General features: G+C 69.9%; 22 protein-coding genes. 8 read left to right on the forward strand and 14 right to left on the reverse strand.

Annotation, left to right across the window (positions count from 1 at the left end; translation table 11 throughout):
• The first annotated feature begins 140 nt into the window (after positions 1-140).
• A complete protein-coding gene (locus IAI58_RS07085) occupies positions 141-2492 on the forward strand; it encodes a bifunctional diguanylate cyclase/phosphodiesterase (protein WP_207448188.1) in 2352 nt (783 codons plus the stop codon).
• A gap of 31 nt (positions 2493-2523) precedes the next feature.
• Here the strand turns inward: IAI58_RS07085 and ydfG are convergent, their stop codons facing one another.
• The 5 genes from ydfG to IAI58_RS07110 all read right to left on the reverse strand — a co-directional run bounded on the left by ydfG (position 2524) and on the right by IAI58_RS07110 (position 7543).
• Positions 2524-3273, reverse strand: a complete 750-nt coding sequence (gene ydfG, locus IAI58_RS07090; RefSeq protein WP_207448190.1) for a bifunctional NADP-dependent 3-hydroxy acid dehydrogenase/3-hydroxypropionate dehydrogenase YdfG — start codon at positions 3271-3273, stop codon at positions 2524-2526.
• Positions 3274-3373: 100 nt separating this feature from the next.
• On the reverse strand, positions 3374-4063 hold the full coding sequence (locus IAI58_RS07095; protein WP_207448192.1) for a M48 family metallopeptidase: 690 nt from the start codon (positions 4061-4063) through the stop codon (positions 3374-3376).
• 2 nt (positions 4064-4065) lie between these two features.
• Complete coding sequence (locus tag IAI58_RS07100) at positions 4066-6714, reverse strand: response regulator (protein ID WP_207448194.1); 2649 nt, start codon at positions 6712-6714, stop codon at positions 4066-4068.
• 16 nt (positions 6715-6730) lie between these two features.
• Positions 6731-7045, reverse strand: a complete 315-nt coding sequence (locus tag IAI58_RS07105) for a cupin domain-containing protein (protein WP_207448196.1) — start codon at positions 7043-7045, stop codon at positions 6731-6733.
• Positions 7046-7075: 30 nt separating this feature from the next.
• Positions 7076-7543, reverse strand: coding sequence for a YcgN family cysteine cluster protein (locus IAI58_RS07110; protein WP_207448198.1), 468 nt, complete (start codon positions 7541-7543; stop codon positions 7076-7078).
• Between the two features lie 61 nt (positions 7544-7604).
• Here IAI58_RS07110 and IAI58_RS07115 point away from each other — a divergent pair, with 61 nt between their 5' ends.
• Complete coding sequence (locus tag IAI58_RS07115; protein WP_207448200.1) at positions 7605-8075, forward strand: MmcB family DNA repair protein; 471 nt, start codon at positions 7605-7607, stop codon at positions 8073-8075.
• Positions 8076-8293: 218 nt separating this feature from the next.
• Positions 8294-9358, forward strand: coding sequence for an aspartate-semialdehyde dehydrogenase (locus tag IAI58_RS07120; RefSeq protein ID WP_207448202.1), 1065 nt, complete (start codon positions 8294-8296; stop codon positions 9356-9358).
• A gap of 48 nt (positions 9359-9406) precedes the next feature.
• Here the strand turns inward: IAI58_RS07120 and IAI58_RS07125 are convergent, their stop codons facing one another.
• Complete coding sequence (locus IAI58_RS07125; protein WP_207448204.1) at positions 9407-9592, reverse strand: tautomerase family protein; 186 nt, start codon at positions 9590-9592, stop codon at positions 9407-9409.
• 258 nt (positions 9593-9850) lie between these two features.
• A complete protein-coding gene (locus IAI58_RS07130) occupies positions 9851-10249 on the reverse strand; it encodes a RidA family protein (protein ID WP_207448206.1) in 399 nt (132 codons plus the stop codon).
• 170 nt (positions 10250-10419) lie between these two features.
• Here IAI58_RS07130 and IAI58_RS07135 point away from each other — a divergent pair, with 170 nt between their 5' ends.
• A complete protein-coding gene (locus IAI58_RS07135; protein ID WP_237182483.1) occupies positions 10420-10992 on the forward strand; it encodes a TetR/AcrR family transcriptional regulator in 573 nt (190 codons plus the stop codon).
• A gap of 98 nt (positions 10993-11090) precedes the next feature.
• Here IAI58_RS07135 and IAI58_RS07140 read toward each other — a convergent pair whose 3' ends face one another.
• Both IAI58_RS07140 and IAI58_RS07145 read right to left on the reverse strand, forming a co-directional pair.
• Positions 11091-11846 carry a sulfite exporter TauE/SafE family protein gene (locus IAI58_RS07140; RefSeq protein ID WP_207448208.1) on the reverse strand — a complete coding sequence of 252 codons (756 nt, stop codon included), beginning with the start codon at positions 11844-11846 and terminating at the stop codon, positions 11091-11093.
• A 79-nt stretch (positions 11847-11925) separates the two neighbouring features.
• Positions 11926-14205 (reverse strand): heavy metal translocating P-type ATPase, encoded by a 2280-nt coding sequence (locus IAI58_RS07145; protein WP_207448210.1) that lies wholly within the window; start codon positions 14203-14205, stop codon positions 11926-11928.
• 256 nt (positions 14206-14461) lie between these two features.
• Here IAI58_RS07145 and IAI58_RS07150 point away from each other — a divergent pair, with 256 nt between their 5' ends.
• Complete coding sequence (locus IAI58_RS07150) at positions 14462-14917, forward strand: hypothetical protein (protein ID WP_207448212.1); 456 nt, start codon at positions 14462-14464, stop codon at positions 14915-14917.
• A 10-nt stretch (positions 14918-14927) separates the two neighbouring features.
• On the opposite strand, the gene dgt is transcribed toward IAI58_RS07150, so the two are convergent.
• From dgt to IAI58_RS07165, 3 genes are all read right to left on the reverse strand, one after another.
• On the reverse strand, positions 14928-16244 hold the full coding sequence (dgt, locus tag IAI58_RS07155; protein ID WP_207448214.1) for a dGTP triphosphohydrolase: 1317 nt from the start codon (positions 16242-16244) through the stop codon (positions 14928-14930).
• A 6-nt stretch (positions 16245-16250) separates the two neighbouring features.
• Entirely contained in the window at positions 16251-17771 is a 1521-nt protein-coding gene (gene rfaE1, locus IAI58_RS07160; RefSeq protein ID WP_237182484.1) for a D-glycero-beta-D-manno-heptose-7-phosphate kinase, read from the reverse strand.
• Positions 17772-17863: 92 nt separating this feature from the next.
• On the reverse strand, positions 17864-18562 hold the full coding sequence (locus IAI58_RS07165) for a metallophosphoesterase family protein (RefSeq protein ID WP_207448216.1): 699 nt from the start codon (positions 18560-18562) through the stop codon (positions 17864-17866).
• Between the two features lie 119 nt (positions 18563-18681).
• Between IAI58_RS07165 and IAI58_RS07170 the strand changes: the two genes are divergently transcribed.
• Both IAI58_RS07170 and IAI58_RS07175 read left to right on the forward strand, forming a co-directional pair.
• Positions 18682-19311, forward strand: a complete 630-nt coding sequence (locus IAI58_RS07170) for a histidine phosphatase family protein (protein WP_207448218.1) — start codon at positions 18682-18684, stop codon at positions 19309-19311.
• Positions 19312-19389: 78 nt separating this feature from the next.
• Positions 19390-20199, forward strand: coding sequence for a lipid-binding SYLF domain-containing protein (locus IAI58_RS07175; protein ID WP_207448220.1), 810 nt, complete (start codon positions 19390-19392; stop codon positions 20197-20199).
• Positions 20200-20292: 93 nt separating this feature from the next.
• Here IAI58_RS07175 and IAI58_RS07180 read toward each other — a convergent pair whose 3' ends face one another.
• A complete protein-coding gene (locus IAI58_RS07180) occupies positions 20293-20991 on the reverse strand; it encodes a PEP-CTERM sorting domain-containing protein (protein WP_207448222.1) in 699 nt (232 codons plus the stop codon).
• 298 nt (positions 20992-21289) lie between these two features.
• Positions 21290-22153: an NUDIX hydrolase gene (locus IAI58_RS07185; RefSeq protein ID WP_207448224.1), complete on the reverse strand. Its 864-nt coding sequence runs from the start codon at positions 22151-22153 to the stop codon at positions 21290-21292.
• 133 nt (positions 22154-22286) lie between these two features.
• Here IAI58_RS07185 and IAI58_RS07190 point away from each other — a divergent pair, with 133 nt between their 5' ends.
• Positions 22287-24146, forward strand: a complete 1860-nt coding sequence (locus IAI58_RS07190; protein ID WP_207448226.1) for an ABCB family ABC transporter ATP-binding protein/permease — start codon at positions 22287-22289, stop codon at positions 24144-24146.
• Positions 24147-24224: the final 78 nt, after the last annotated feature.

Consider the following 24224-nt stretch of genomic DNA (forward strand, 5'->3'; position numbering starts at 1 on the left):
CCCGCCGCGCGCGGAGCCTCCGGCGCCATCACGCAAATGCGAGACTTTCCCGTAACGACCGGCTAGCCTGTCCTTGACTGGAGACAGGCGGCCAGGACTGGCCACGATCCGGCTTGGGATGTCAGCCGAAGGGAATGGTCTTGCTGCGTGTATACACCTGCCTGACCGAGCAGCATGATCCACTGCTGGTCATCCTCGCAGTGGCTGTCTGCCTGATCGGGGCGGGCATTTCCCTGGCCCTGCTGCGGCGCGCGGCGGGAAGTGGGGGGCTATCGCGGGCGGGCTGGCTGCTGCTGGGGGGCGTGGCCGGCGGCACCTTCGTCTGGTGCACGCATTTCATCGCCATGCTGGCTTATGAGCCGGGCTTCCCCCTGGGCTTCGGGCTGCTGCCGACCATCGGCTCGCTGCTGCTGGCCATCCTGGGCTGGGGGCTCGCCTCCACCCTGGCGGTTTGGCGCCGGGCAGCCCTGGCGGGGGGCATGGGCATGGGCCTGACCATCGGGCTGATGCATTACACCGGCATGGCGGCGATCGAGCAGGGTGGCGTCGTCAGCTTCGAACCCCTTCTGGTCACGGTCTCGCTGCTGCTGGGCATGGGTTGCGGCGTGATGGCCCTGCGCGCCGCGCTTGGCCGCGACCGCCCCTGGCGCGACCGTCTGCTGGGCACCCTCTGGCTGGCGCTGGCCGTGGCCAGCCTGCATTTCAGCGGCATGGCCGCCGCCACCGTCATCCCGCTGGGCCCGGCCATCCCGCCGTCCAGGCATCCGGAACTGGCGGTGGCGGTGGCGGCGGTGGGGCTGCTGGTGATGGCCGCCGCCGCCGCCGCCTGGATGATCGACCGCCGCAACCGCGCCGAATCCGGCCATCGGCTGCGCGGCCTCGCCAATTCGACACTGGAGGGGCTGGCGGTGGTCGAGGATGGCCGCATCGTCGAAGCCAACGACATCCTTGTCCGCATGCTCGGCCGTGGACGGGAGGAAGTGCTGGAGATGTCGCTGCCCGGCGGTCTCCTGTCGCTGCGCGACCGGCTGAAGCATGCGGGGGAGGGCGAGCCGCGCGAGGGCTGGCTGCACCATGCCGATGGCTCGGTGCTGGAGGTCGAGGTCGCGATACGGGAAGACGCGCCAGGCCCTGGCATGACCATCTTCGCCTTCCGCGACCTGCGGGAGCGGCGGGAGCAGGAGCGGCGTATCCGCCATCTGGCGGTGCATGACCCGCTGACGGGCCTGCCCACCCGTGCCCGCTTCGCCCAGCGGATGGACCAGATGCTGCGCCTGGCCGAGCGGCAGGAGGCGCCGCCCTCGCTCGCGATGCTGCATCTCGGCCTGGACCGGTTCAAGGACATCAACGACCTGCATGGCCATGCGGGGGGGGACGCGCTGCTGCATGGCCTGGGCCGCCGCATCACCCAGGCGCTGCCCCGCCAGGCTTTCGCCGCCCGCCTCGGCAGCGACGAATTCGGCGTGCTGATGCCCTTCCAGGAGCCGGTGGAGGTCTTCGACCTGATCACCAGGCTGGAGGGCAGCCTGGCCGAGCCGAGCCATATCAGCGGCGCCGAACTCTCGGTCACGGCGGCCATGGGCGTTTCCCTCTACCCGGCCGATGGCCGTGGCGGCGAGGATCTGCGTGCCAATGCCGATCTTGCCATGCGCCGCGCCAAGGCCTCGCCCGGCCGTGGCCTGTGCTTCTACCATGCCGAGATGGACGCGGCCGAGCGGCACCGCCGCCGCATGAAGGAAGACCTGCGGATCGCCATCGGCTGCGACCAGCTTCGCCTGGTCTGTCAGGTGCAGGTCAATCTGCTGACCGGCGCCCCCTGCGGCCATGAGATGTTGCTGCGCTGGCATCACCCTGAGCGCGGCATGGTCCCGCCCTCTGAATTCATCCCGCTGGCCGAGGAGACGGGACTGATCCTGCCGATTGGCGACTGGGTCCTGCGCGAGGCCTGCGCCATCGCCGCCGCCCATCCCGCCCTGGGCAAGGTGGCGGTCAATCTCTCCCCGGTGCAGTTCAGCCAGCCGGACCTGCCGCGGGTAGTGGCTCAGGCCCTCTCCGCCAGCGGCCTGCCGGCCGAGCGGCTGGAGCTGGAGATCACCGAGACGATGCTGATGCAGGACCGCAGCCGCACCCTGCCGCTGCTGGAGCGCATCAAGGCGCTGGGCGTGCGGGTGGCGATGGATGATTTCGGCACCGGCTATTCCTCGCTGGGCACGCTGCGGTCCTTCCCCTTCGACAAGATCAAGCTGGACCGTACCTTCATGACGGAGCTGGATACCTCGCCGCAGGCGGTGGCCATCCTGCGCGCCGTCATCGGCATCGGCAGGGCGCTGGAGATCCCGGTGCTGGCCGAGGGGGTGGAGAGCCAGGCGCAGCTGGACCTGCTGCGGCGGGAAGGCTGCGACGAGGCGCAGGGCTACCTGTTCGGCCGCCCCGGCCCGGTGCCGGGGCGCCGGGACCCGTCCATCTCCTCCGGCGATACCCTGGCGGCCTGAGCCGCCGGGGCCGAAGGGAAGGGGGCAGACCTCAGCCCTTGTGCACGCGCAGCGGCCCGAAGCTCTGGCAGACCGGCATCACCTGCAGCGTATTGACGTTCACCCGCGCCGGGCGGGTGGCCACCCAGTGCACCGCATCGGCGATATCCTCCGGCGTCAGCGCATCGGCGCCCTGATAGACGGCGGCGGCCTTGGCGTCGTCACCGAAGCGCACGTTGGAGAATTCGGTGCCGCCCACCAGCCCTGGCTCGATATCCGTCACCCGCACCTGGGTGCCGAAGAGGTCGGCGCGCAGGTTCAGGCTGAACTGGCGCACGAAGGCCTTGGTGGCGCCATAGACATTGCCGCCGGGATAGGGCCACTCGCCGGCGGTGGAGCCGATATTGATGATATGCCCGCGGTCTCGCTCCACCATCCCCGGCAGCACGGCGCGGGTCATCGCCACCAGCCCCTTGGTATTGGTGTCGATCATCGTCTCCCAGTCCGAGAGACTGGCCCTTTGGGCGGGCTCCAGCCCCAGGGCCAGGCCGGCATTGTTCACCAGCAGGTCGATCGCCGCCCAGTCGGCCGGCAGGCCCTCGATGGCGGCGGCGATGGCGGCGCTGTCCCGCACATCCAGCCGCAGGGGCAGCACCTTCTCCCGCCCCAGCTCCTCCGCCAGCTTCTCCAGCCGCTCGGCCCGGCGGCCTACGGCGATGATCCGCGCGCCGGATTCGCTGGCGAAAAGGCGGGCGATGGCGGCGCCGAAGCCGGCGGTGGCGCCGGTGATGAGCACGATCATGGACGGTCTTCCTTGGCAGGCGGTTCCTGGAAGCTGGCAGGGTAGGCAGGCCGCGCCGCGCCGTCACCCCCGCGCTGTCTCCCGCAGCGCCGGCCGGCGCTCAGCCGACGCGCAGCAGGCCCGAGCCATGGCGCCGCAGCCAGTCATGCGCCTGCTGCCGGTGCGGGCTCAGCCGCTTCACCTGCGCCCAGAAGCGGGGGGAATGGTTCATCTCCCGCAGATGCGCCACCTCATGTGCGACCACGTAGTCCATCACCCATTCCGGGGCCATCACCAGCCGCCAGGAAAAGGCGAGAGTGCCATCCGGCGCGCAGCTGCCCCAGCGGCTGCGGGTATCCTTCAACCGCACGATGCGGGGCGAGACGCCCAGCACCTGGGCATGCCGCGCCGCGCGCGGGGGGATGCGCCGCGCCGCCTCGCCGCGCAGCAGGGCCAGCACGCGGCGGCGGAGCTGCGGCGTCGGGCCGCCCACGACGATCTCGCCATCCTCCAGGTGGTTGCCGGCGCCGGGCTCATGGCGGATGGCATGGGGCACGTCGCCCAGCCGCACCACCGCCCCATCCTCCAGCGGCACGGCGGGGGCCAGGGCGTCCAGCCCGGCCAGCGCCCAGGCGGCATGGAGATGCAGCAGGGTCAGCCCGGCCTGGCGCGGTGCATGCTGCGGCAGGGTGATGACCACTACCCCCAGCGCCACATCGATCTTGAGCGAAACCCGCCGGGCACGCGCCGAGATGCGCCACTGCACCGGGCAGGAGCGCCGGCCGAGTGGCACTTCCTCGATCCGCGTCATGTTCAGCTTCGCGGGACCATGGCGCTTTGCAACGCGGCTTCCAGCTTGTTCAGCCCATAGGGCTTGGTGACGAAGAGGGCGCCGGGCACCGCCTCCCGCGCCTCCTCCTGCTGGCCGAAGCCGCTGGCGAAGATCACCTTCAGCTCCGGCTGCTGCTGCACCGCCTGCCGCGCCAGTTCGACGCCGGAAATGCCGGGCAGGCCGATATCGGTGAAGAGCACGTCATAGGTGGCACGCTCGAGTTCCCGCAGCGCGCTGCGCCCCTCCCGTACGGCGCGGACATGGCAGCCGAGGCCGGCCAGCATGTCCTCGCTATCCATCTGGATCAGCGGGTCGTCCTCCACCAGCAGCACCCGCAACGGCCGTTCCGGGACAGGTTCCGGCGGCTGCGCCACGGCCGGGCGCGCGGGCGGCGAGGGCTCCAGGCGCGCGGCGGCGGCCAGGGCCTGCTGGCGGTTGTTGAGGATGTGGCGCACCTTCCGCGCCAGATCCTCCCGCCGGTAGGGCTTGCTCAGCAGGTTGACGCCAGGGTCCAGCCGGCCGCCATGCACGATGGCGTTCTCGGTATAGCCGGAGGTGAAGAGCACGCCGACGCCCGGCTGCAACTGCTGCACCTGCCGCGCCAGATCTGGCGCCCGCACCGGTCCGGGCATCACCACATCCGTGAAGAGCAGGTCGATGGCGATGCCGCTGCGCGCCAGGGTCAGCGCGCCCTGCCCGTCGGAAGCCTTCAGCACCGTGTAGCCGAGATCCTTCAGCAGATCGACGACGGTGGACTGCACCACCGGGTCATCCTCCACCACCAGGATCGTCTCATTGCCGCTCTCGATCGGGGCCGAGGAGATGTCCGGAACCACCTCCTCGGCCGAGAAGGTGCGGGGCAGGTAGATGCGGATGGTCGTGCCCTGGCCGGGCTCGGAATAGATCTTGATGTGCCCGTGGCTCTGCTTGACGAAGCCATAGACCATGGAAAGACCGAGCCCGGTGCCCTGCCCCTCGCGCTTGGTGGTGAAGAAGGGATCGAAGGCCTTTTCCAGCACCTCCGGCGACATGCCGCTGCCGGTGTCGGAAATGGCGAGCATCACATACTGCCCGGGCCGGACATCATCATGCTGGCCGGTATAGAGGTCGTCCAGCATGGCATTCCCCGCCTCGATGGTCAGGCGCCCGCTGCCGCCCATCGCATCCCGTGCATTCACCGCCAGATTCAGGATGGCGTTCTGCACCTGGTCAGGGTCGGTCAGCGTGTTCCACAGGCCGCCGGCGATCACCGTCTCCACCTCGATCGCCTCGCCCAGGGCGCGGCGCAGCAGCTCGTCCATGTCGCGGATGATGCGGCCGAGATTGATGGCCCGTGGCTCCAGCGGCTGCCGCCGGGCGAAGGCGAGAAGCTGCGAGGCCAGCTTGGCGCCCCGCTCCACAGCGGCGAGCGAGGCAGAGACCCGCTTCTGGTCCTCCCGCTCATGCAACCGGCGCTGCAGCAGCTGGAGATTGCCGCTGAGGATCTGCAGCAGGTTGTTGAAGTCATGCGCCACGCCGCCGGTGAGCTGGCCGATGGCTTCCATCTTCTGGCTCTGGCGCAGGGCGGCCTCGGTGCTGCGGCGCTCGGCCTCGCTCTCCTCCAGCTCCCGGGTACGCTCGGCCACCATCTCTTCCAGGTGGTTCCTGTAGCGCTCCAGCTCGTCGGCGGCGCGCTTACCCTCCGTCACGTCGCTGCCGAGGACGAAGATGCCGGAGATGGTGCCATCCGGCTCCAGGATGGGCTGGAAGACGAAATCCAGCACCCGGTCGTTGACGGTGGCGCCATCCTCGTCCAGCAGCTTCACCAGGGCGGATCGGCCGTGATAGGTGGTGCCGGTGGTGAAGACCTGGTCCAGTGTCTCCAGGAAGCCCTGGTCCTTCAGTTCGGGCAGCACCTCCCGCACCGGCCTGCCCAGGATGTCCTGCCGCCCGATCAGCCGCAGATAGGCCTGGTTGGCGAGTTCATAGACATGGTCCGGGCCATGCAAGAAGGCGGCGAAGACGCTGGCCTGGTCCAGCAGGCGGCGCAGGCGCGCCTGCTCGGCCCCCAGCGCCTCCTTCTCGTGCTGCACTTCCTGGGCGCGGCGGAAGAAGCCGCCTGCCAGCTGCGAGGCCCCGGCCTGCCCGGCCTGGCCCAGCCGCAGCGATTGCAATTCCGTCACGTCGTCGGTCTGCTGCAGGATCAGCGTGACCTCGCCCTGGTCGTTCAGGATCGGGGTATGGCTGGCGCTCCAGTAACGGTCCTCGAAGACGGCCCCGGCTCCGGTATGGCGGGCGATGGCATAGCGGATCAGCGCCAGCACATCCTTCTGCCCGGTCTCCAGCACCCGCTCCAGCGAGGCGCGGAGCATCTTGATGCTCTCGCCCTCCGGGTCGTGGGGACCTTTCGGGAAGGCCTCGAACATATTGCGCCCGATCAGCTCCTCCCGCGCCCGCCCGGTGGCCCGCAGATAGGCCTCGTTCATCCAGAGCAGGTTAAACGCGCGGTCCATCAGCACGTAGGGGTGCGGCGCCAGGGCCATGAGGCGTTCGAAATCGACATCCAGCGCGGCGATGGGCACGGTCGGGCACCTCGGGGCGGTCAGGGCAGCAGCACCGATATGGCCGGGGTGGGTGGGCTTGTCACCCACCGCCGGCGGTCGCCCCTCAACCCGGCCGCGATTTCATCTCGATTTCAACGAAGCTGAAGGCCTCGGTGCCGGCATTGACCACGTTGTGCTCGGTGCCGGCCACACGTTCATAGCTCTGGCCGGGGGTGAGGGTCACATCCATCGTTCCGCCATCGGGCAGCTCGATCAGCATCCGCCCCGGATGCAGCGGCACGACGACATAGGCGAAGCCGTGGCGGTGCCAGCCTGTCTCGGCGCCGGGCGGGAAGTCCCAGCGCATCACGCGCACATCCTCGCTGTCGATCTGCACCGTCCCGGTGGCGGGGGGACGGCAGCGCAAGGGTTCCTTCATGGACGATCCTCTCTGGCTTGGGGAAGCAGGCTAGCGGCGGCCGGGCGGGCTGGGCCAGGTGCCCGGCCATTCGGCCAGGTGGTCCTCCAGGTCCCGCGCCTGCCGCTCCGGTATCGCGCGGTCACGGACCGAGGCGCCGGATGTATGCACCGTCTCCGGGTCGCCGGAGACCAGCGGGTGCCAGTCCGGCAGGTCCTTGCCCTCCGCCACCAGCCGGTAGGCGCAGGACGGGGGCAGCCAGTCGATCTTCGCCAGCTTCTTCGGCGTCAGCTTCACGCAGTCCGGCACATGGTCGCGGCGGTTGGGATAGTCGCGGCACTGGCAGGTCCGGGTATCCAGCAGGCGGCAGGCCACGGTGGTCCAGGCCAGTTCCTCGGTATCCTCGTCCCGCAGCTTATGCAGGCAGCAGCGGCCGCAGCCGTCGCAGAGGCTTTCCCACTCCGACCGGCTCATCCGTGCCAGAGGCTTGGTCTTCCAGAAGGGGGGGTCGTCCGCCATGGGCCTTCCCTAGCCTCTTAAACCTTGACCGGCCAGGGAACAGAGTGCGAACTACCCCGCCATGTCCGAACTGCTCCCTCCCGAACGCACGCTGCGCGTCTGCCGCGCGGCCTCCCGCCTCTGCGCGCAGCGGGGCTGGACGGCGGTGCCCGAGGTGCCGCTGCCGAATGGCCGGCGCATGGACCTGCTGGCGCTCGACAATGACGGCGGCTTCACCGCCATCGAGGTGAAAAGCTGCGCCCGCGACTTCTTGACCGACAGCAAATGGTGGGAATACCGCGACTGGTGCGACCGGCTTTACTTTGCCGTGGATCTGGATTTTCCGCAGGCGCTGATCCCCGAGGATGTAGGCCTGATCGTGGCCGATGACGGGGAGGCCGCGATCCTGCGCCACCCGGCCGAGCACAAGCTGGCCCCGGCGCGGCGCCGCGCGCTGCTGCTGCGCTACGCGCGGCTAGCAGCCGGGCGGTTGCAGATGCTGGCGGACCCGGCGGGCGCGGCCGAGATGCGCGCGGCCCTACGGGTGGAATGAGTTGACGGCACACCCTCGCCACGCCTAAGCATCCGGCCATGTTCGCGACCCCGATCATCATTAAGCGCATTACCAAGACGACCGCTCCGGCGGGGCGTCCTTCGGTGCTTGCGCGGTGATCGCCACGGCATAAGCACCAGAAGGCCCCGCCGGAGACGGACGGGGCCAGCGCCGGACAGGCGCCCCGTCTCTCCCGGCATAACGGATGAGAGACTGACATGAGCACCACCCTTGAACCCGCCGCCGAGGCGACCTTCCGCCAGGTGGAAGTCGCCAACCCCGTCGTCGCCATCGTCGGGGCCACCGGCGCCGTGGGCGTCGAGCTGCTGCATTGCCTGGAAGCGCGCGGCTTCCCGCTTTCCCGCCTGAAGCTGCTGGCCTCGCCGCGCTCAGCCGGCAAGACGCTGTCCTTCCGGGGCCAGGAGCTGGTGGTCGAGGCGCTGGACGAGGCGAGCTTCGAGGGCGTGGATATCGCGCTCTTCTCCGCCGGTTCCGGCATCTCCAAGCGTTATGCGGCGGTGGCGGTGAAGGCGGGCGCGGTGGTGGTGGACAATTCCTCCGCCTTCCGCATGGAGCCCGGCGTGCCGCTGGTGGTGCCCGAGGTGAACGCGGGGGCGCTGGCGGGCCATCGTGGCATCATTGCCAACCCCAACTGCGTCGCCGCCATCGCCACCGTGGCCCTGGCGCCGCTGCACCGCGCCCACCCGATCCGCCGCCTGACCGCCGCCACCTATCAGGCGGCCTCCGGCGCCGGCGCGGCCGCGATGGAAGAGCTGCGGGAATCCACCGCCGCCTATCTGCGCGGTGAGAGCTTCGAGCCGAAGGTGCTGCCGCACCCCTATGCCTTCAACCTCTTCAGCCACAACGCCGACATGGATGTCGGGAGCGGCTACAACGGGGAGGAGACCAAGGTGGTGGCGGAGACCCGCCGCATCCTGGGCGCGGAGGCACTGCCCATCGGCATCACCTGCATCCGCGTGCCGGTACTGCGCGCCCATGCCATGGCGCTGACGGTAGAATTCGACGAGGTGGTGACGCCGGAAGCGGCCCGCGCCCTGTTGGCCCAGGCCCCCGGCCTGCGGCTGGTGGACGACCGGGAGAAGAACCACTTCCCGATGCCATCCGAGGCGAGCGGCACCGACGATGTTCTGGTGGGCCGCATCCGCACCGATCTCGGCGACCCCTCCGGCCGCTCGCTGGCGCTGTTTGTCGCCGGCGACCAGCTGCTGAAGGGTGCGGCGCTGAATGCCGTGCAGATCGCCGAGCTGCTGCTGAAGCGGTAAGGACGTAAGATGGTAGGGGGCGCCCGCCATGGCGCCCCCCGGCCTGCTTCAGCGGTCGCTGAAGAGCACGCCGCCCTTGGCCTTGGAGTCCTTCGGGGATTCCACGATCTGCACGGTCACGGAATCCGCCGGGACACCGAAATTCTTCACCATGGCATCGGTCAGGTCGCGGACCAGCCCACGCTTCTGCTCCACCGTCCGCCCTTCGGCGGCAAAGACCATGATCTCAGGCATGCGCGATCTCCTTGCTGCCGGGGAAGGCTAGGCCAGGAATCGCGCAGGCCGCCAGGGTGAGAACCGGATCAGGAAGCCCCGCTTCGAAATTGAGCTTCCTTTGCCGCCCGCATGATCGCTGACAGGCTGGGCGGACCGCGGCCTTCGCTGGCGCCGGGTCCGGGGTGTGAACCGACCCTCGCATCTGGTTTGCTCCAACGTTGGGCGATATGCCGGCCCATTGGCCGGCCCGTCGCCCGCGCTGCGCCTTCAGCCGGATCAGGCGGCCTGTGGTATGCGCGCGATCACCTTGATCTCGAAGTCGAAGCCGGCGAGCCAGTTCACGCCCAGCGCGGTCCAGTTGGGATAGGGGGGTGCGCCGATCACCTTGTCACGCACGGCCATCACGGTCTCGAATTGTGCCTCTGGGTCGGTATGGAAGGTCGTCACATCGACCACGTCATCGAAGCTGCAACCCGCGGCCTTCAGTACGGTGTCCAGCCGGTCAAAGGCCAACTGCACCTGCTTGGCGAAATCAGGCTCGGGCGAGCCGTCCTCGCGGCTGCCGACCTGACCGGAGACGAAAAGCAGGTCGCCCGAGCGGATCGCCGCGGAATAGCGGTGCTTCTCGTAAAGCGCCTGACGACCGGGTGGGAAGATCGCGTCACGCTTGGCCATTGCGGCCCCCTTTCTCTTTGAGCCGGGAACCCTTTCCCGGCAGCGAGAGCGCATTCATATACGCCTCGTATGATGACACATGCCGACATACGGTTCGTATGTCAATTGACGTGCAGGACGTATGTTGAAGGCTGGAGGGGCTGCTAGTGGCTGTGGGACAACGCGCGCGCATGATGGAAGAGACCCGGGCCAAGTTGATCCGGGCTGCGCGGCAGGCCTTTGCGGAAAAGGGCTACGCGGCGGCATCCATGGATGACCTGACCGCTGCGGCCGGGCTGACACGGGGGGCGCTCTATCACAACTTCGGCGACAAGAAGGGCCTGCTGCGCGCCGTCATCGACCAGCTCGACGCGGAGATGGTGGCAAAGGCACGGGCGGCGCGGGATCAGGCTGAGACGCCGTGGCTCGGCTTCCTGGCGGAGGGCGTGGCTTACATCGAGCTAGCGCTGGAGCCGGAGATCCAGCGGATCATGCTGCTGGACGGGCCGGCCGTGTTGGGCGATCCCTCGCAATGGCCGGGCCAGAACGCCTGCCTCCGAACGACGACGGAGACGATCCAGGCGCTGATCGATGCCGGAACGGTGTGGCCGGTGGATGCCGAGGCCGCCGCCCGCCTGATCAACGGGGCAGCGCTGAACGCCGCGCTCTGGATCGCCGCCGCCGATGACCCCGGGGCCGTTCTCCCCAAGGCTACCGAAGCCTTCCGGCATCTCGCATCCGGCCTGCTGAAAACCAGGGGCTGACGAGAGCGGGTGAAGGCCATCCGCACGGAGCGGGCGGGTCCATCATGGTGCGGAAACCCGCCTCCCACGGCAGCAAGGACTTCTGACCGGCTTCTCGCCTAGCGCAGCCGGTCCCAGAGCGGCAGCCCCAGCACCGCCGCGAGCCCGATCAGCCAGAAGCAGGCGCGGCGGAAGCCGGCCTCGCTGGCGCGGCCGAACATTCTGCTGCCGCCCCACACGCCCAGGGCGTAGAGCGGTGACACCATCAGGGCGAGCAAGGCGGCCTCCGCCCCCAGCAGCCCGCCCAGCAGATAGGCGGCGGCGCTGATCACACCGCTGGCCGCGAAGAAGAGCACGAGGTTGGCGCGTACCTGCGCCGCAGGGATGGCACCGCCCAGCCAATAGGCCACCACCGGCGGCCCGCCCAATTGCGACGCGCCCGAGCAGAGCCCGGAGCCCGCCCCCACCATCAGCGAGAGCGGCAGCGCCGGGCGCCCGTGGTAGCGCCAGCCGGAGGCCAGCAGCCCGAGCATGCCCAGCGCCAGGAGGCAGATACCCCAGCGCAGCAGCACCGGGTCGGCCTGGAGCAGCAGCCAGGTGCCGAAGGGGGCGCCGAGGACGGCGCCGCCGGCCAGGGCCGCCACCTGCGCACGGTCCGCCCGGCGCCAGGCGGAGGGCAGCAGGGGAAGGGTGGTGACATTGTCCACCAGCAGCAGCAGCGGCGCCGCCAGCTTCGGCCCCAGCGCCGCGCTGGCCAGCGGGATGAAGATCAGCGCCGAGCCGAAGCCCGAGAAGCCGCGCGCCAGCCCGGCCATCAGCGCGGCCCCCAGCGTGGCCAGCAGGGCGGGGAGGGGCGGCAGGTCGACAAGGAACATTGGAAGAAGGGCTCCGGCGGCGTGGCAGGCTCGCCGCTGCTGGGCGGCCTGTCCAGGCGGCGCTGGTGGGCGCAGCCCGCTATGCCGCCATGCTGTCGTCCGACAGCCCCTCCAGCATCCCTTCCTCCAGCACCAGGTGCAGGCTCAGAAGCGCCTCCAGGGCGAAGAGGGTGCGGCGCAACTCAGGCAGGGCCTGCCCCCCATGATCCCGAGCGGCTATCCGCAGCAGCATCCCCAGCTGATCCACCAGCCCCTCGATCTCCGCATGCATGCGGATCAGCGGCGCCATCGGGTCGCGCCCGCCCAGCCGCTGCGCGGCCTCGGGGAAGAGGGTCCGCTCCTCTGCATCCTGGTGCGGCAGCAATTCCTGCCGCAGCTTCTGTTCCAGCGCCGTGAGCGCCGGCAGGATGTCCGGGCGCGTGCCGACGGCCTCGGCCGCTTCCCGCAGGCTGCTGGTCAGTTGCCGAAGACCGGCATGTTCCCGCAGCCGCTCCGCCAGGCCGGTGCCGGCCGGAAAGGCGGCCGGCGCCACTTCCCCCGCCCCTGGCCGCAGCGCCGTGAGGGCATAGAGGATGGCGAAGACGTCGATGGCTTCCTGAACCACCGCCCCGGCCAGCGGCGTCAGCCAGCCGGCGGCGGCCGCGCCCATCGCCAGGCCGGAGAAGCCCATGCCGAGCGCGATCGCCTGCAAGGCGATGCGGCGTGAGCGCATGGCGATGGCGATGGCCTCCGGCACCCGGTCAACGCGGTCGACCAGCAGTACGGCATCCCCCGCCTCCGATGCCGCGGCGGTGCCGGTGGCGCCCATGGCGATGCCCACATCGGCGGCGGCCAGCGCGGGTGCGTCGTTGACTCCGTCGCCCACCATTGCCGTCGGTGCCTTCGCCGCCTCGGCCCGCACATTGGCAATCTTGTCGGCCGGCTCCTGCCCCGCCCGCACCTCGTCGAGGCGCAGCACGCGCCCGATCGGCGCCGCCGCCGCCACGCGGTCGCCGGTGAGCATGACGATCCGCCGCACGCCCAGCGCGCGCAGTTGCCGGATGGTGCGCGGCGCCTCCGGGCGCACGCCGTCCGCCATGACGAAGGCGGCCGCCGCCTGGCCATCCACGGCCAGCCAGGCAACCGAGGCCGCTGCCGTCGCCACCTGCGCATTGATGCCGAAGCCGGCCTGCGGCTCCACCCCCGACCTGCGCAGGAAGCCTTCGGACCCGAGCAGCAGCCTGCGGCCCTCGACCACGCCGGAGACGCCGCCGCCTGCCACCTCTGTGACGGCCTCGGGCACCGGCAGCCCGATGCCGCGCGATGCCGCTGCCGCCACCAGGGCGGCGGAGACGGGATGGGTGGAGCCCTGCGCCAGCGCGGCCGCCAGGCGCAGGGCCGCATCGCGGCCGATGCGCGGGTCGGCATCCTCGGCCGCCAGGCGCGGCTGGCCCGGGGTCAGGGTGCCGGTCTTGTCGAACAGCACGGTGCGGACGCGCGCCAGCCGCTCCAGCGCGCCACCGCCCTTCACCACGATGCCGCGCCGCGCCGCCCGCCCGATACCCGCCACCAGCGCCACGGGGGCGGCCAGGATCAGCGGGCAGGGGGTGGCCACCACCAGAACCGACAGCGCCCGCACGGGGTCCCCGGTCAGGGCCCAGGCCGCGAGGGAGAAGACGGCGGTGAAGGCGACGAAGCCCAGCGCCCATTGGTCCGCCAGCCGGGTCAGCGGCGCGCGGGCCGCCGCCGCCTGCTGCGTCAGGCGCAGGATGGCGGCGTAGGAGCTGGATGCCGCGTCCCGCCCGGCCCGCAGCCTGAAGGCGCCGCCCGCATTGACCGCGCCGCTGCGGAGCGCGCCGCCCTGCGGGATTTCCACCGGGCGCGATTCGCCGGTCAGCATGCTCTCATCCAGCACGGCGAGGGCGTCCGCCAGCAGGCCGTCCGTTGGCACGGTGTCGCCCGGCCGGACCAGCAGCAGGTCGCCAGGGCGGATGGCCGAGACATCGATCTCCTCGATAGCCTCGCCCTGGATGCGCGCGGCGCGGCGCGGGGCGCGCGCCACCAGGTCCGTCAGGGCCCGCGTCGCGCGGCCCTCGGCCCAGGCTTCCAGCGCCTCGCCGCCGGAGACCATCAGGGCGATGACGGCTGCCGCCGCGGCTTCTTCCAGTGCCAGGGCGCCCAGGATGGCGGCGAGGGCGATGACATCGACGCCCAGCCGGCCACCGATCAGGGCGCGGACGACATTGAGGCCGACATGCAGCGCCACCGGGGCGGCGGCGGCGGACCAGATCCAGGCTGCCAGGGGATTGCCCAGGAAGGCCAGCACGCCGCCGGCGGCCAGCCCCGCGAGCACCCAGCCGAGGAGGAGGTAACCGCGCATGAAAGCCTCCAGACCGATGCGCGGCAGCATGACACAAGCCGGGCGAAGGGGCGGTCGAGGACCGTCCCTCCAGGGGAGGGCGCCGCGCCTGAGGCAGCATGCCCTCGTCCCGGCATGGCGTCATTGACCTGGATCACCCACCTCCATGCCGGGCGCGGCCCTGGCCACGTGGCCGTCAGCCGGCAGCGGCCAGGGGTTCAAGACCGGCGCCGCAGGACCCACCTCCCGCCCGCTACCCTGTCGAGAAGGAGACTTCATGCGCCCTGCCTGCCCGCTGCCGATGTTGTTCCTGGCCCTGGCCGCCTGCACCTCACCTGGTGCACGGGTGGCCGAAGAAGCGCAGCAGAGGTTGGTGGGCATGCGGGTGGATGACCTGCAGGCCTGCGCCGGCATCCCCACTCGCAGCAAGGAACTGGCGGACGGAACCCGGTTGCTGTCCTACGAGGAGAAGAACGCCAATGTCGGCGGGCTGAATGTCAGCCTGCCGCTGCTGGGCGGCTTCAACCTGGCCGGCAGCGGCAGCTATTGCCACGCGCTGTTCCGCGTGGCGGACAACCGCGTGATCGGCCTGAACTATACTGGCGACAACGACGATGTGGGCGGGGAGAACGGTGTCTGCGCGCCGATCGTGCGCGGCTGCCTGCGCCAACCGGTGCCTGCGCGGGTCCCCACCGACAGCCTGCCTATGACCATGGAGCCGATCGGGAATTAGGCCCGGCCCGTCAGAGCCCGCGCAGCCGCGCCGCCAGATTGGCGGCGTAGTTGTCCGTCATGCCCGCGACGAAATCGATGGCGCAGCGGATGGTCTCGCTGGCGGAGAAGCCGGGGCGGGGGTGGTAGTCCTGCATCAGCGTTAGCGCCTGCCGGGCGCGCAGCGGCAGCCTCTCCGGTTCTCCCCCCGCCTGCACGAAGGCGAGGCTGGCCTCCAGGAAGACGCCCAGCGTCTTCTCCAGCACGTCCCGCGCACCGATCTCGAACTGCACCTTGCGCGGATGCATGTAGAGCGTGTCGCTATTGGCGCTGGCCAGGGCCCGGAAGGGTTCGTCCAGCTCCGGCGGCAGCATGTCCGTCAGCCCCTGCCCGGCGGAGATAGTGCCGGCCAGGAACCCGGCCTGCCGCGCACAGAAGGCATCCCGCACCGCGCCGATCAATCGCCCGGCGGCGGCCGAGCGCAGCAGGGCGATCTTCTGCGGGATGCCGTCCTCCTCCTCCAGCCTCGCGGCGGTGATGTCGGTCAGCGGCATGACGAGGTCGCGGTAGGTGCGGAAGGGCACGATCTCCAGCTCGACCGCATCCTCCATATCCGCGAGGCCATAGGTGATGTCGTCCGCCGCCTCCATCAGCCAGACGGCAGGGTGGCGGGGCAGGGGGCCGGCCATGCCGCATTCGCGCAGCACGGCATCGAAGCCCCCGGCCTCCGTCTCGAAGCGGTTGAACTTGACGCCGGCCGTGCCGCGCCGGGCGGCGCGCGGGTCGGTGGCGGCCCAGGGATACTTCACGAAGGCGCCCAGGCTGGCGAAGGTCAGCCGCAGCCCGCCCCGCTCCCGGTAGCCGTCCGAGCGCGTCAGGATGCGGAAGCCCTGGGCATTGCCGTCGAAGAAGCGCAGGTCCTCGTCCAGCAGCAGGCCGGCCTTGCGCCCTGTCCCCTCCAGCCATTCAGTCATGAAGGTGGCGATCACCTCCTCGCCCGCATGGCCGAAGGGCGGGTTGCCGATGTCATGCGCGAGGCAGACGGCCTGCACGAGATAGCCGAGATCGTCCGGCGTGCGGCCGGCCGCGGCCAGCTCCTCCCGCAGCGCGGCACCGACGCCGAAGCCGATGGAACGGCCGATCGAGGCGACTTCCAGCGTATGCACCAGCCGGTTCCGCACATGGGCGTTGCCGATCATGGTATGGACCTGCGTCTTCTGCTGCAGGCGCCGGAAGGGGCGGCTGAAGACGATGCGGTCCTGGTCGATCTGGAAGGGGTTGCGCGCGGGGTCGTCCCGTGCCGGCCGGTCCGGGAAGCGCCCGGTATTGAACAGCGCGCCCCAGTCCATGCCGCCCTAGCCGCGGATACGGGCCACGGTGGCGGTGGTGGAATTGCCCGGCAGCAACTCCGCCAGCTTCACCACCCCGCCCCATTCCTGCACGAGATCGCCGCCCACTACCTGATCGACGGTATAATCGGCGCCCTTCACCAGCACATCCGGCCGCAGCAGGCGGATCAGCTCGACCGGCGTGTCCTCCTCGAAGATGGTCACGAGGTCGACGGTGGAGAGGGAGGCCAGCACGGCGGCGCGCGCCGCCTCCTGCTGGATCGGTCGGCTCGGGCCCTTCAGGCGCTTGACCGAGGAATCGGCGTTCAGCCCCACCACCAGCCGGTCGCACCAGCTGCGCGCCTGTTCCAGCAGATGCACATGGCCGGGATGCAGCAGGTCGAAGCAGCCATTGGTGAAGCCGACACGCCAGCCGCGCTGGCGCCAGCGCTCCACCTGCTCGGCGGCGGAGGCGCGGCGCATCACCTTCCGCAGCGTGCCGCGCTCGGGCGTCAGGGCTTCCAGCAGGTCGTTCTCCCGCGCCACGGCGGTGCCGACCTTCCCGACTACCAGTCCGCCGGCGATATTCGCCAGCCGCGCGGCCACCGGCAGCGCCAGCCCGGCCGCGACGCCGGCCGCCAGCACGGCCACCACGGTATCGCCCGCGCCGGAGACGTCATGCACTTCCGGCGCCTCGGCGGGGAAATGATGCAGCTCATCCCCTTCCAGCAGCGTCATGCCGTCCTCGCTGCGCGTCACCAGCACGGCGCCGAAGCCATGGGCATCGCGCAGGTGGCGGGCGGCGGCGACGATCTCCTCCTCCGTATCCACCGGCATGCCGGTGGCCTGGGCCAGCTCGGCGCGGTTGGGGGTGATGATGTCGGCGCCGGCATAGCGGCCGTAATCCAGCCCCTTCGGGTCAACCACCACGCGCCGGCCGGCGGCGCGGGCGGCGGCGATCAGCCGCGCCGGCACATCGGTGCAGAGCACGCCTTTGTTGTAGTCGGACAGCACCATGACGCTGGTGGCCGCGACGGTGTCGGCGGCGATACGCACCAGCCGGTCGGCCAGCCGCTCATGGATCGGGCGGGCGATCTCGTGGTCGGCCCGCATGATCTGCTGGCCATTGGCGATGAAGCGGGTTTTGCTGGTGGTGGCGCGGCCACCCTGCACCAGCAGCCAGGGCTCCACCCCCGGCTGGCCGCCGATCAGCCCGGTCAGGTCGCTGCCGGCCTGGTCGTCGCCCACCACGGAGAGGAAGGCCACCGCCGCGCCCAGGGCTGTCAGGTTGCGTACCACATTGCCGGCGCCGCCGGGCATGGCGACCTCGCGCTCCACCCCCAGGATAGGCACGGGGGCCTCGGGGCTGATACGCTTCACCTGACCGTAGACGTAGCGGTCGAGCATGGCGTCGCCGACCACCAGAACGGAGGCGCGCTTAAGCTGCCGCACCGCTTCGGCCAGGTCTGGGCCAGGGGTGTCGGCTGCGGGGAAGGGCGCGCGATCCGCCGGGCTTGCCGGGTCCGCAGGGGGCAAGGTGCCTTGCATCGGCAACGGCCTAGCGCAGCCCTGGCCCAAGGCGCAAGACAACGTCACGCCGGGGCGGCGAGGAGAAGCGTTTCAATCTCCATTTAAGGTGGTCAGCGGGCCTGGAGGAAGCGGAGCCTGTCATCCTCCAGCACCAGGCAGGTCAGGGGGCCGCCCCCCACCGCGCCGGTGTCGATGCCGATCCGATTCGGCCGTATCACCGGGGCCGGCACGGGCGTATGCCCATGCACCACCACCATGCCGAGCGGCCCGGTCCAGGAGAGGAAGGGCTCACGGATCCAGAGAAGATCCATCTCCGCCTGCTCATCCAGGGGTTTGCCGGGGACAATGCCGGCATGGACGAAAAGATAATCCCCGGCCCGCCAGGAGAGGGCGAGGCCGCGCAGGATCTCCAGGTCCCGATCCGGCACCGTGCCGCCATAGGCGGCAAGGGTGGCGCGGCCTCCATTGATCTGCCAGAGCGCCCGGGCCTCCGGCGAGGCGCTGGGCGCCAGGGCATCCAGCATCATCGCTTCATGATTGCCGCGCAGCGCGACCGATTCGGCGCCGGGGATCGGCGCTGGCCCGGCGATACGCCGCAGCACGCCCGGACTGTCCGGCCCCCTGTCCACGTAGTCACCCAGATGCACCACGGCAGCCTTCCGCGCCGGCATGGCCGCCCAGTCCGCGGCGATAAGATCGTGCAGCCGGGCCAGCTGGCCGGCGCAGCCATGCACGTCGCCAATGGCGTAGACGCGCAGGCCCGGGGGCAGGCGGCCCGGTGCCGCGCAGGGGAGGGACAGGGAGGACATGGCGCGCAGCAGAGCAGATTCGCCGCCCGCCCGCACGCCCTCCGCGATGCGCGGGCCGGGCAGAGACAGGGTGCCTCTGGCCGGTTTCCGTCGGCACCGATCCGTTCTAGAGAGCGCGGGTGCATAAGACCCGCTTCTTCCTGATCCGCCACGCCATCGTCGAACCCTCGGCGAGGGCCGTGATGTATGGCGACATGGATGTCTCCATCTGCGCCATCTCCCTGGCGCAGGATGTCGCCGCCTATCGCTGGCTGGCCACGCGGCTGCCGGCCGGGGCGCGCTGGTTCACTACCCCGCTCTCCCGCACCCAGGCCACCGCCGCCGCGATCTTCGCGGCCGGCCTGCCGCCGGTGGGGCTGGAGGTGGAGCCGCGCTTCGTCGAGCAGCATCTGGGCGAATGGCAGGGCATGACGCATGAGGAGTTCACCGCCCTCCTGACCGAGCCGCCGCATCCCTTCTGGCCCCATTCCGCCGGGGAGCGCCCGCCCGGCGGGGAGAGCCTGGCCGATGTGATCGGCCGCGTCGGCCCGGCGCTGGAGGATATGGCGGAGCAGATGCCCGGGCAGGACATCGTCATCATCGCCCATGGCGGCTCGATCCGCGCGGCGGTGGCGCATGCCATGCGGCTGGACCCGCACCAGGCCTTCCAGCTCTCCGTCAAGAACCTCTCCCTGACGCGGCTGGAGCGGCACGGCGCGGACTGGCGTGTGGCCTCGATCAACGAGGAGCCGCCGCTGACCGTGCCCTGAGGCAGGCTGGCGCAAGTTTGGCTTGCCACGCCTGCGTTAGAAGGTCATGTCCCACCAAAGGTTTGGAGGAGGTTTTTGATGCGGCACTCCATCTCGCGGAAGGCTCGTGGCGCGGTTGCCGCCCTGGCCGTGCTGCTGCCGGCCTGCACCGGTTCCGCGCAGGGCGAGGAGCAGGCCCTGGTCGACCGGTCAACCCTGACGGTGCAGGAGATGCTGGGCCCGATCAATGGCGGTGGCGCGCAGGCCGATGCGGTGGCCCTGCTGCAGAAGGCGAGGGCCGTCATGGTCTGCCCGCGCATCTTCCGGGCCGGCTTCATCGTCGGCGGGCAGGGCGGCTCCTGCGTGCTGCTGGCGCGGGACGGAGCGGGGTCCTGGTCCTCGCCAGCCTTCTACAATCTTGGCGCCGGCAGCATCGGCTTCCAGATCGGCGTGCAGGACGCGCAGGTCATGATGATGATCCTGACCAACAAGGGCCTGGGCGCGCTGCTGGACAGCCAGTTCAAGATCGGCGCGGATGCCTCGGTCGCCGTCGCCACCATCGGCGGCGGCATCGCCGGGGCCACCACGGCAGCGGTGGGCGCGGATATCGTGACGGTGGCGCGGGCCCGCGGCCTCTATGCCGGCATCTCGCTGGACGGCTCGATCATGGGCAGCAACAGCGAGGCCAACCGGGCCTATTACGGCCAGAACTATTCGGCGCGGCAGATCGTCATCGACATGGCCGCGCATAATCCCGGGGCCGACCCGCTGCGCGGTATGCTGATCCGCTTCGGCGCCACCAGCCAGCCCGCCGCCGCGACGCCGCAGACCCCGGCCGGGCAGCAGCCCATGGGGAACTACCAGCCGCCCAGCTATCCCCAGGGCGTGCAGGCCACGCCTCTTCGCTGAGGCACCGCGTAGGCTGCCGCCGGTTGCCGCTCATAAGAAAAGGGCCGGACCTTCAGGGGTCCGGCCCTTTCATGTTTCGCCGTGGCTGGAGGCTCAGGCCGCCTTGCGCCGAAGGCGGATCAGACCCAGGGCCGCCAGGCCCGTGCCGAAGAGCGCGAGTGTCGCGGGCTCCGGAACCGGGGTCGGCTTGGGATTGTAGGTCTGGTTGATGAAGGACGTCTCCGCGCTCCCCCCGCTAGGTAAGGCCCGCAGGAGGATGTCCTTGGTGATGTAGAGCTTGTCGTAGGAACCGTTCAACGCCACGACCTTGGCTGAGTCGCTGGGAGTGCACCCCTCCAGGAAGCCGCAGGTGACTTTGACCTGGCCAGCAATCTGCGTCCGGTTGGCATCGGCCCATGCTGTTTCCGTGACGGAGGCGACGGCAAGGCCGAAGAAGGAGGCGTCGAAGGAGAGGCCGATGGAGGTGACGCCGGAAGTGCCGCTGGCGATGTAGCTGATCGCCGCATCCAGGACCGAGCCGCTGGGGATCTCGGCTTTGGGATCAGTGAGCACGCTGAAGCTGCTGCTGAACTGAAGCCCTACGCCTTCGGGAATCAGGCTGACATCGACGTTCTTGGCGATTGTAGGGAAGCTGTTGCCTTCACCTGACAGCGCGATCGTGAAGTTGTTGAAGGTGATCCCGCCGGTCGTGAAGCTGGGATTGGAGGTAACGGGCGCGGCCTGCGCGACCGAGACACTGAGATAGGCGAGGCTGGCGAAGACCGCCGTGCCCAGCCATCCGGATGTTTTCATCGGTAATCTCCACACTACAGCATGCCTGGGGCAAGTCCCCGCGATCATATTGCAAGTGGAATGCCAGACGAAAATGCGAAGCAAAATCAGTTTGTTACGCAAAATTAAAACTGAAAATATTGTGTAGCGTAAAGTAAATCGACTCGCTTAACTCTATCTTCGCTTTAATCATGTAAGACAGCATACGGCATGTACTATTTTTAGTAAGTAATGTGAGACAACGTAAGGTTAATTCGCGTCCAGGCCGCTAATAAACCAGATGCGGGAAAGCTGTCGCTTCCCGCTCCCGGCCCAAGGCTCAGTCCCGCAGGGCCGCCGCCAATGCCCGGCCCTCCGTCCCTCCCGCGTCGATCATCCCTTCCCGCAGGAAGAGGTCGATCAGCGCCAGGTTGACGTTGAACTTCACGCTGTCGGTGTCCCTTACCAGCTCCAGCACCTTCCAGGCCGGCCAGAGCTCGAAGCGCTCCACCTCGTCATCATGCGGGGTGGGGGTGAAGTCCTCCGGCAGTTCCAGGTCGAAGACATGCAGGATGTCCCGGCGCAGGCCCTCATCCTGCTGCATGTTGTAGGAGATGCGGGCCACCGGCCGCGCCGCGCCCAGCATCTCCGGCGGCAGGCCCGCTTCCTCGGCACCTTCCTTCACCAGGGTCTCCAGCGCGTTCAATCCAGCCGGGATGCCGCCGGCGACGATATTGTCCCATTGGCCCGGCGCCACCGCCTTGTCGCGCGCGCGCAGGCCCAGCCACATGTGCAGCCCGTCGGCACGGCGCACCAGCCCGTTCAGATGCACTCCCTGGGCCATCACGCCGAAGGCCGGCACGGCGCCGCGGTCCAGCCGGGCCAGCACCGGCCCGTCCGGTGTCGAGCGCACGTCGAACAACTCGCCGCGTTCCGAGCCATAGCCGGCACGGGCCATGCCCTTCACCGCATCGGCCAGGGCGGCATCCCGCCGGGCCATGCCGCGCAGGTTGGCCGCGAGCGCGGCGCCCGAGGCATCGAAATGGAAATGCTGCGGCCGGTAGGTCAGCCAGCGCGCCAGTTCCGGCTGCAGCCAGCCGACCTGCTGCCCCAGGATGCGGAAGGGGACCAGCCCGGCCGGCGAGGCCAGGTTGTTGCAGGCGGCGATGTGCCGCGCGAAGCCATCCAGGGCAGCGTGTTCCATGTCCCGGTTTCTGGCCCCTGATGGCGCCTCGGGCAATGGGCGGCGCGGCGACGGCCTGGCTGAGCCCGGCGACGCATTGTCAGCCCCGGCAGGTATCTCCATGTAACGGTCCCAGACCGCCGGAGTATTTCCCTTGCCCGCCGAGACCAAAGCCGCGCCCAGCCGGGGCCGCGGCGATGCTTCCACCTTACGTACCCTCGCCCCTTATCTCTGGCCGCGGGGTGAGCCAGGCCTGCGGGCGCGGGTCGTCATCGCCCTGGTCCTGATGGTCGTGGCCAAGGGCGCCAATGTGCTGGTGCCCATCGTCTATGCCCGCGCCGTGGATGCGCTGACGCCGAAGGAAGGCGTGGCCGCCATCCTGGCCATCCCCGTGGCGCTGGTGGTGGGCTACGGGCTGCTCCGCATCGCCTCCTCCTGGTTCGCGGAACTGCGGGACGCGGTGTTCGTTCGCGTGCAGGCGCGGGCGGCCCGGGTGATCGCCCTGCAGGTCTTCCGGCACCTGCACGCGCTCTCGTTGCGCTTCCACCTGGACCGGCAGACCGGCGGCCTCTCCCGTGTCATCGAGCGCGGCACGAAGGGCATCAACTTCGTGCTGGACTTCATGGTCTTCAGCATCGTCCCGACGCTGCTCGAGGTGCTGCTGGTGGCTGCCATCCTCTGGGGGATGTTCGACTGGTCCTTCGCCGTGGTGACGCTGATCACGATCGGCCTCTACGTGGCCTTCACCCTGGTCTTCACCGACTGGCGCCTGCGCTTCCGCCGCGCCATGAACGAAATGGACCAGGACGCCAATACCAAGGCGATCGACAGCCTGCTGAACTACGAGACCGTCAAGTATTTCGGCAATGAGCGGCATGAGGAGCGGCGCTATGACAGCTCGCTCGCGCGCTACGAGGGCGCCTATGTCCGTTCCGAGGTGACGCTGAACTACCTGAACATGGGGCAGGCGGCGATCATCGCCATCGGCCTGACGGCGGTGATGCTGATGGCGGCGCGGGGGGTGCAGGCTGGCAGCATGACGGTGGGCGATTTCGTCCTGGTGAACACCTACCTCATCCAGCTCTACCTGCCGCTGAACTTCCTGGGCTTTGTCTACCGCGAGTTGAAGCAGGGCCTGACGGACATGGAGGCCATGTTCACCCTGATGCGGGAGCCGCAGGAGGTGGCCGATGCCCCCGATGCCATCCCGCTGCCGCCCGGCCCAGGCGCGCTGGAGCTGGAGAATGTCCGCTTCGGCTACCGTCCCGACCGCATCATCCTCAAGGGCGTCACCGTCAGCGTGCCGCCGGGCAGGACGCTGGCCATCGTCGGGCCGACGGGGGCGGGCAAGTCCACCATCTCCCGCCTGCTGTTCCGCTTCTACGACGTCCAGGGCGGCGCCATCCGCATCGATGGCCACGATATCCGCGGGGTGACGCAGGAGAGCCTGCGGGCGGCCATCGGCGTGGTGCCGCAGGACACCGTGCTGTTCAACGACACCATCGGCTACAACATCGCCTATGGCCGCCCCGGCGCCACGGATGCGGAGGTGGAGGAGGCGGCACGGCTCGCCCAGGTGCATGACTTCGTGATGCGCCTGCCCGACGGCTACAATACCCGGGTGGGCGAGCGCGGGCTGAAGCTCTCGGGCGGCGAGAAGCAGCGCGTGGCCATCGCCCGCACCATCCTGAAGAACCCGCGCATCCTCATCCTCGACGAGGCCACCAGCGCGCTGGATACCCGCACGGAGCAGGAGATCCAGACGGCGCTGCGCGGGGTCTCGGCCGGACGGACCACGCTGGTCATCGCCCACCGCCTCTCCACCGTGGTGGAGGCGGACGAGATCATGGTGCTGCAGGACGGCCAGATCGCCGAGCGCGGGAACCACATCTCGCTCATGGCGCGCGGCGGGCTCTATGCCCAGATGTGGCGCCGGCAGTCCGAGGCGGTGGCTGCCGCCGAGGCCGCCGCCGCCGCGCAGGAGGCGGCGCGGGAGGCCGGCGTGGCGCCCTGAGCGAGCTTTGGCCGGGCCGCGGGCAAGAAGGCGGGGCCTGGGGCTTCCGCCGACGCCTGACACTGACTATGTGACCGA

It is taken from the genome of Roseomonas marmotae (assembly GCF_017654485.1).
In the GTDB taxonomy this organism is placed as follows: Bacteria; Pseudomonadota; Alphaproteobacteria; order Acetobacterales; family Acetobacteraceae; genus Pseudoroseomonas; species Pseudoroseomonas marmotae.

Excerpts from the sequence above, each read along its gene's own strand:
- ydfG (WP_207448190.1), bottom strand. The coding sequence starts at position 3,273 with ATGATCGTGCTCATCACCGGCGCCACCGCCGGCTTCGGCGCCGCCATC.
- IAI58_RS07130 (WP_207448206.1), bottom strand. The coding sequence starts at position 10,249 with ATGGCCAAGCGTGACGCGATCTTCCCACCCGGTCGTCAGGCGCTTTAC.
- IAI58_RS07110 (WP_207448198.1), bottom strand. The coding sequence starts at position 7,543 with ATGGCGGACGACCCCCCCTTCTGGAAGACCAAGCCTCTGGCACGGATG.
- dgt (WP_207448214.1), bottom strand. The coding sequence starts at position 16,244 with ATGGACTGGGGCGCGCTGTTCAATACCGGGCGCTTCCCGGACCGGCCG.
- IAI58_RS07135 (WP_237182483.1), top strand. The coding sequence starts at position 10,420 with ATGATGGAAGAGACCCGGGCCAAGTTGATCCGGGCTGCGCGGCAGGCC.
- IAI58_RS07145 (WP_207448210.1), bottom strand. The coding sequence starts at position 14,205 with ATGCGCGGTTACCTCCTCCTCGGCTGGGTGCTCGCGGGGCTGGCCGCC.
- IAI58_RS07120 (WP_207448202.1), top strand. The coding sequence starts at position 8,294 with ATGAGCACCACCCTTGAACCCGCCGCCGAGGCGACCTTCCGCCAGGTG.
- IAI58_RS07175 (WP_207448220.1), top strand. The coding sequence starts at position 19,390 with ATGCGGCACTCCATCTCGCGGAAGGCTCGTGGCGCGGTTGCCGCCCTG.
- IAI58_RS07165 (WP_207448216.1), bottom strand. The coding sequence starts at position 18,562 with ATGTCCTCCCTGTCCCTCCCCTGCGCGGCACCGGGCCGCCTGCCCCCG.
- IAI58_RS07150 (WP_207448212.1), top strand. The coding sequence starts at position 14,462 with ATGCGCCCTGCCTGCCCGCTGCCGATGTTGTTCCTGGCCCTGGCCGCC.
- IAI58_RS07185 (WP_207448224.1), bottom strand. The coding sequence starts at position 22,153 with ATGGAACACGCTGCCCTGGATGGCTTCGCGCGGCACATCGCCGCCTGC.
- IAI58_RS07180 (WP_207448222.1), bottom strand. The coding sequence starts at position 20,991 with ATGAAAACATCCGGATGGCTGGGCACGGCGGTCTTCGCCAGCCTCGCC.
- IAI58_RS07095 (WP_207448192.1), bottom strand. The coding sequence starts at position 4,063 with ATGACGCGGATCGAGGAAGTGCCACTCGGCCGGCGCTCCTGCCCGGTG.
- IAI58_RS07115 (WP_207448200.1), top strand. The coding sequence starts at position 7,605 with ATGTCCGAACTGCTCCCTCCCGAACGCACGCTGCGCGTCTGCCGCGCG.
- IAI58_RS07105 (WP_207448196.1), bottom strand. The coding sequence starts at position 7,045 with ATGAAGGAACCCTTGCGCTGCCGTCCCCCCGCCACCGGGACGGTGCAG.
- IAI58_RS07140 (WP_207448208.1), bottom strand. The coding sequence starts at position 11,846 with ATGTTCCTTGTCGACCTGCCGCCCCTCCCCGCCCTGCTGGCCACGCTG.
- IAI58_RS07125 (WP_207448204.1), bottom strand. The coding sequence starts at position 9,592 with ATGCCTGAGATCATGGTCTTTGCCGCCGAAGGGCGGACGGTGGAGCAG.
- rfaE1 (WP_237182484.1), bottom strand. The coding sequence starts at position 17,771 with ATGCAAGGCACCTTGCCCCCTGCGGACCCGGCAAGCCCGGCGGATCGC.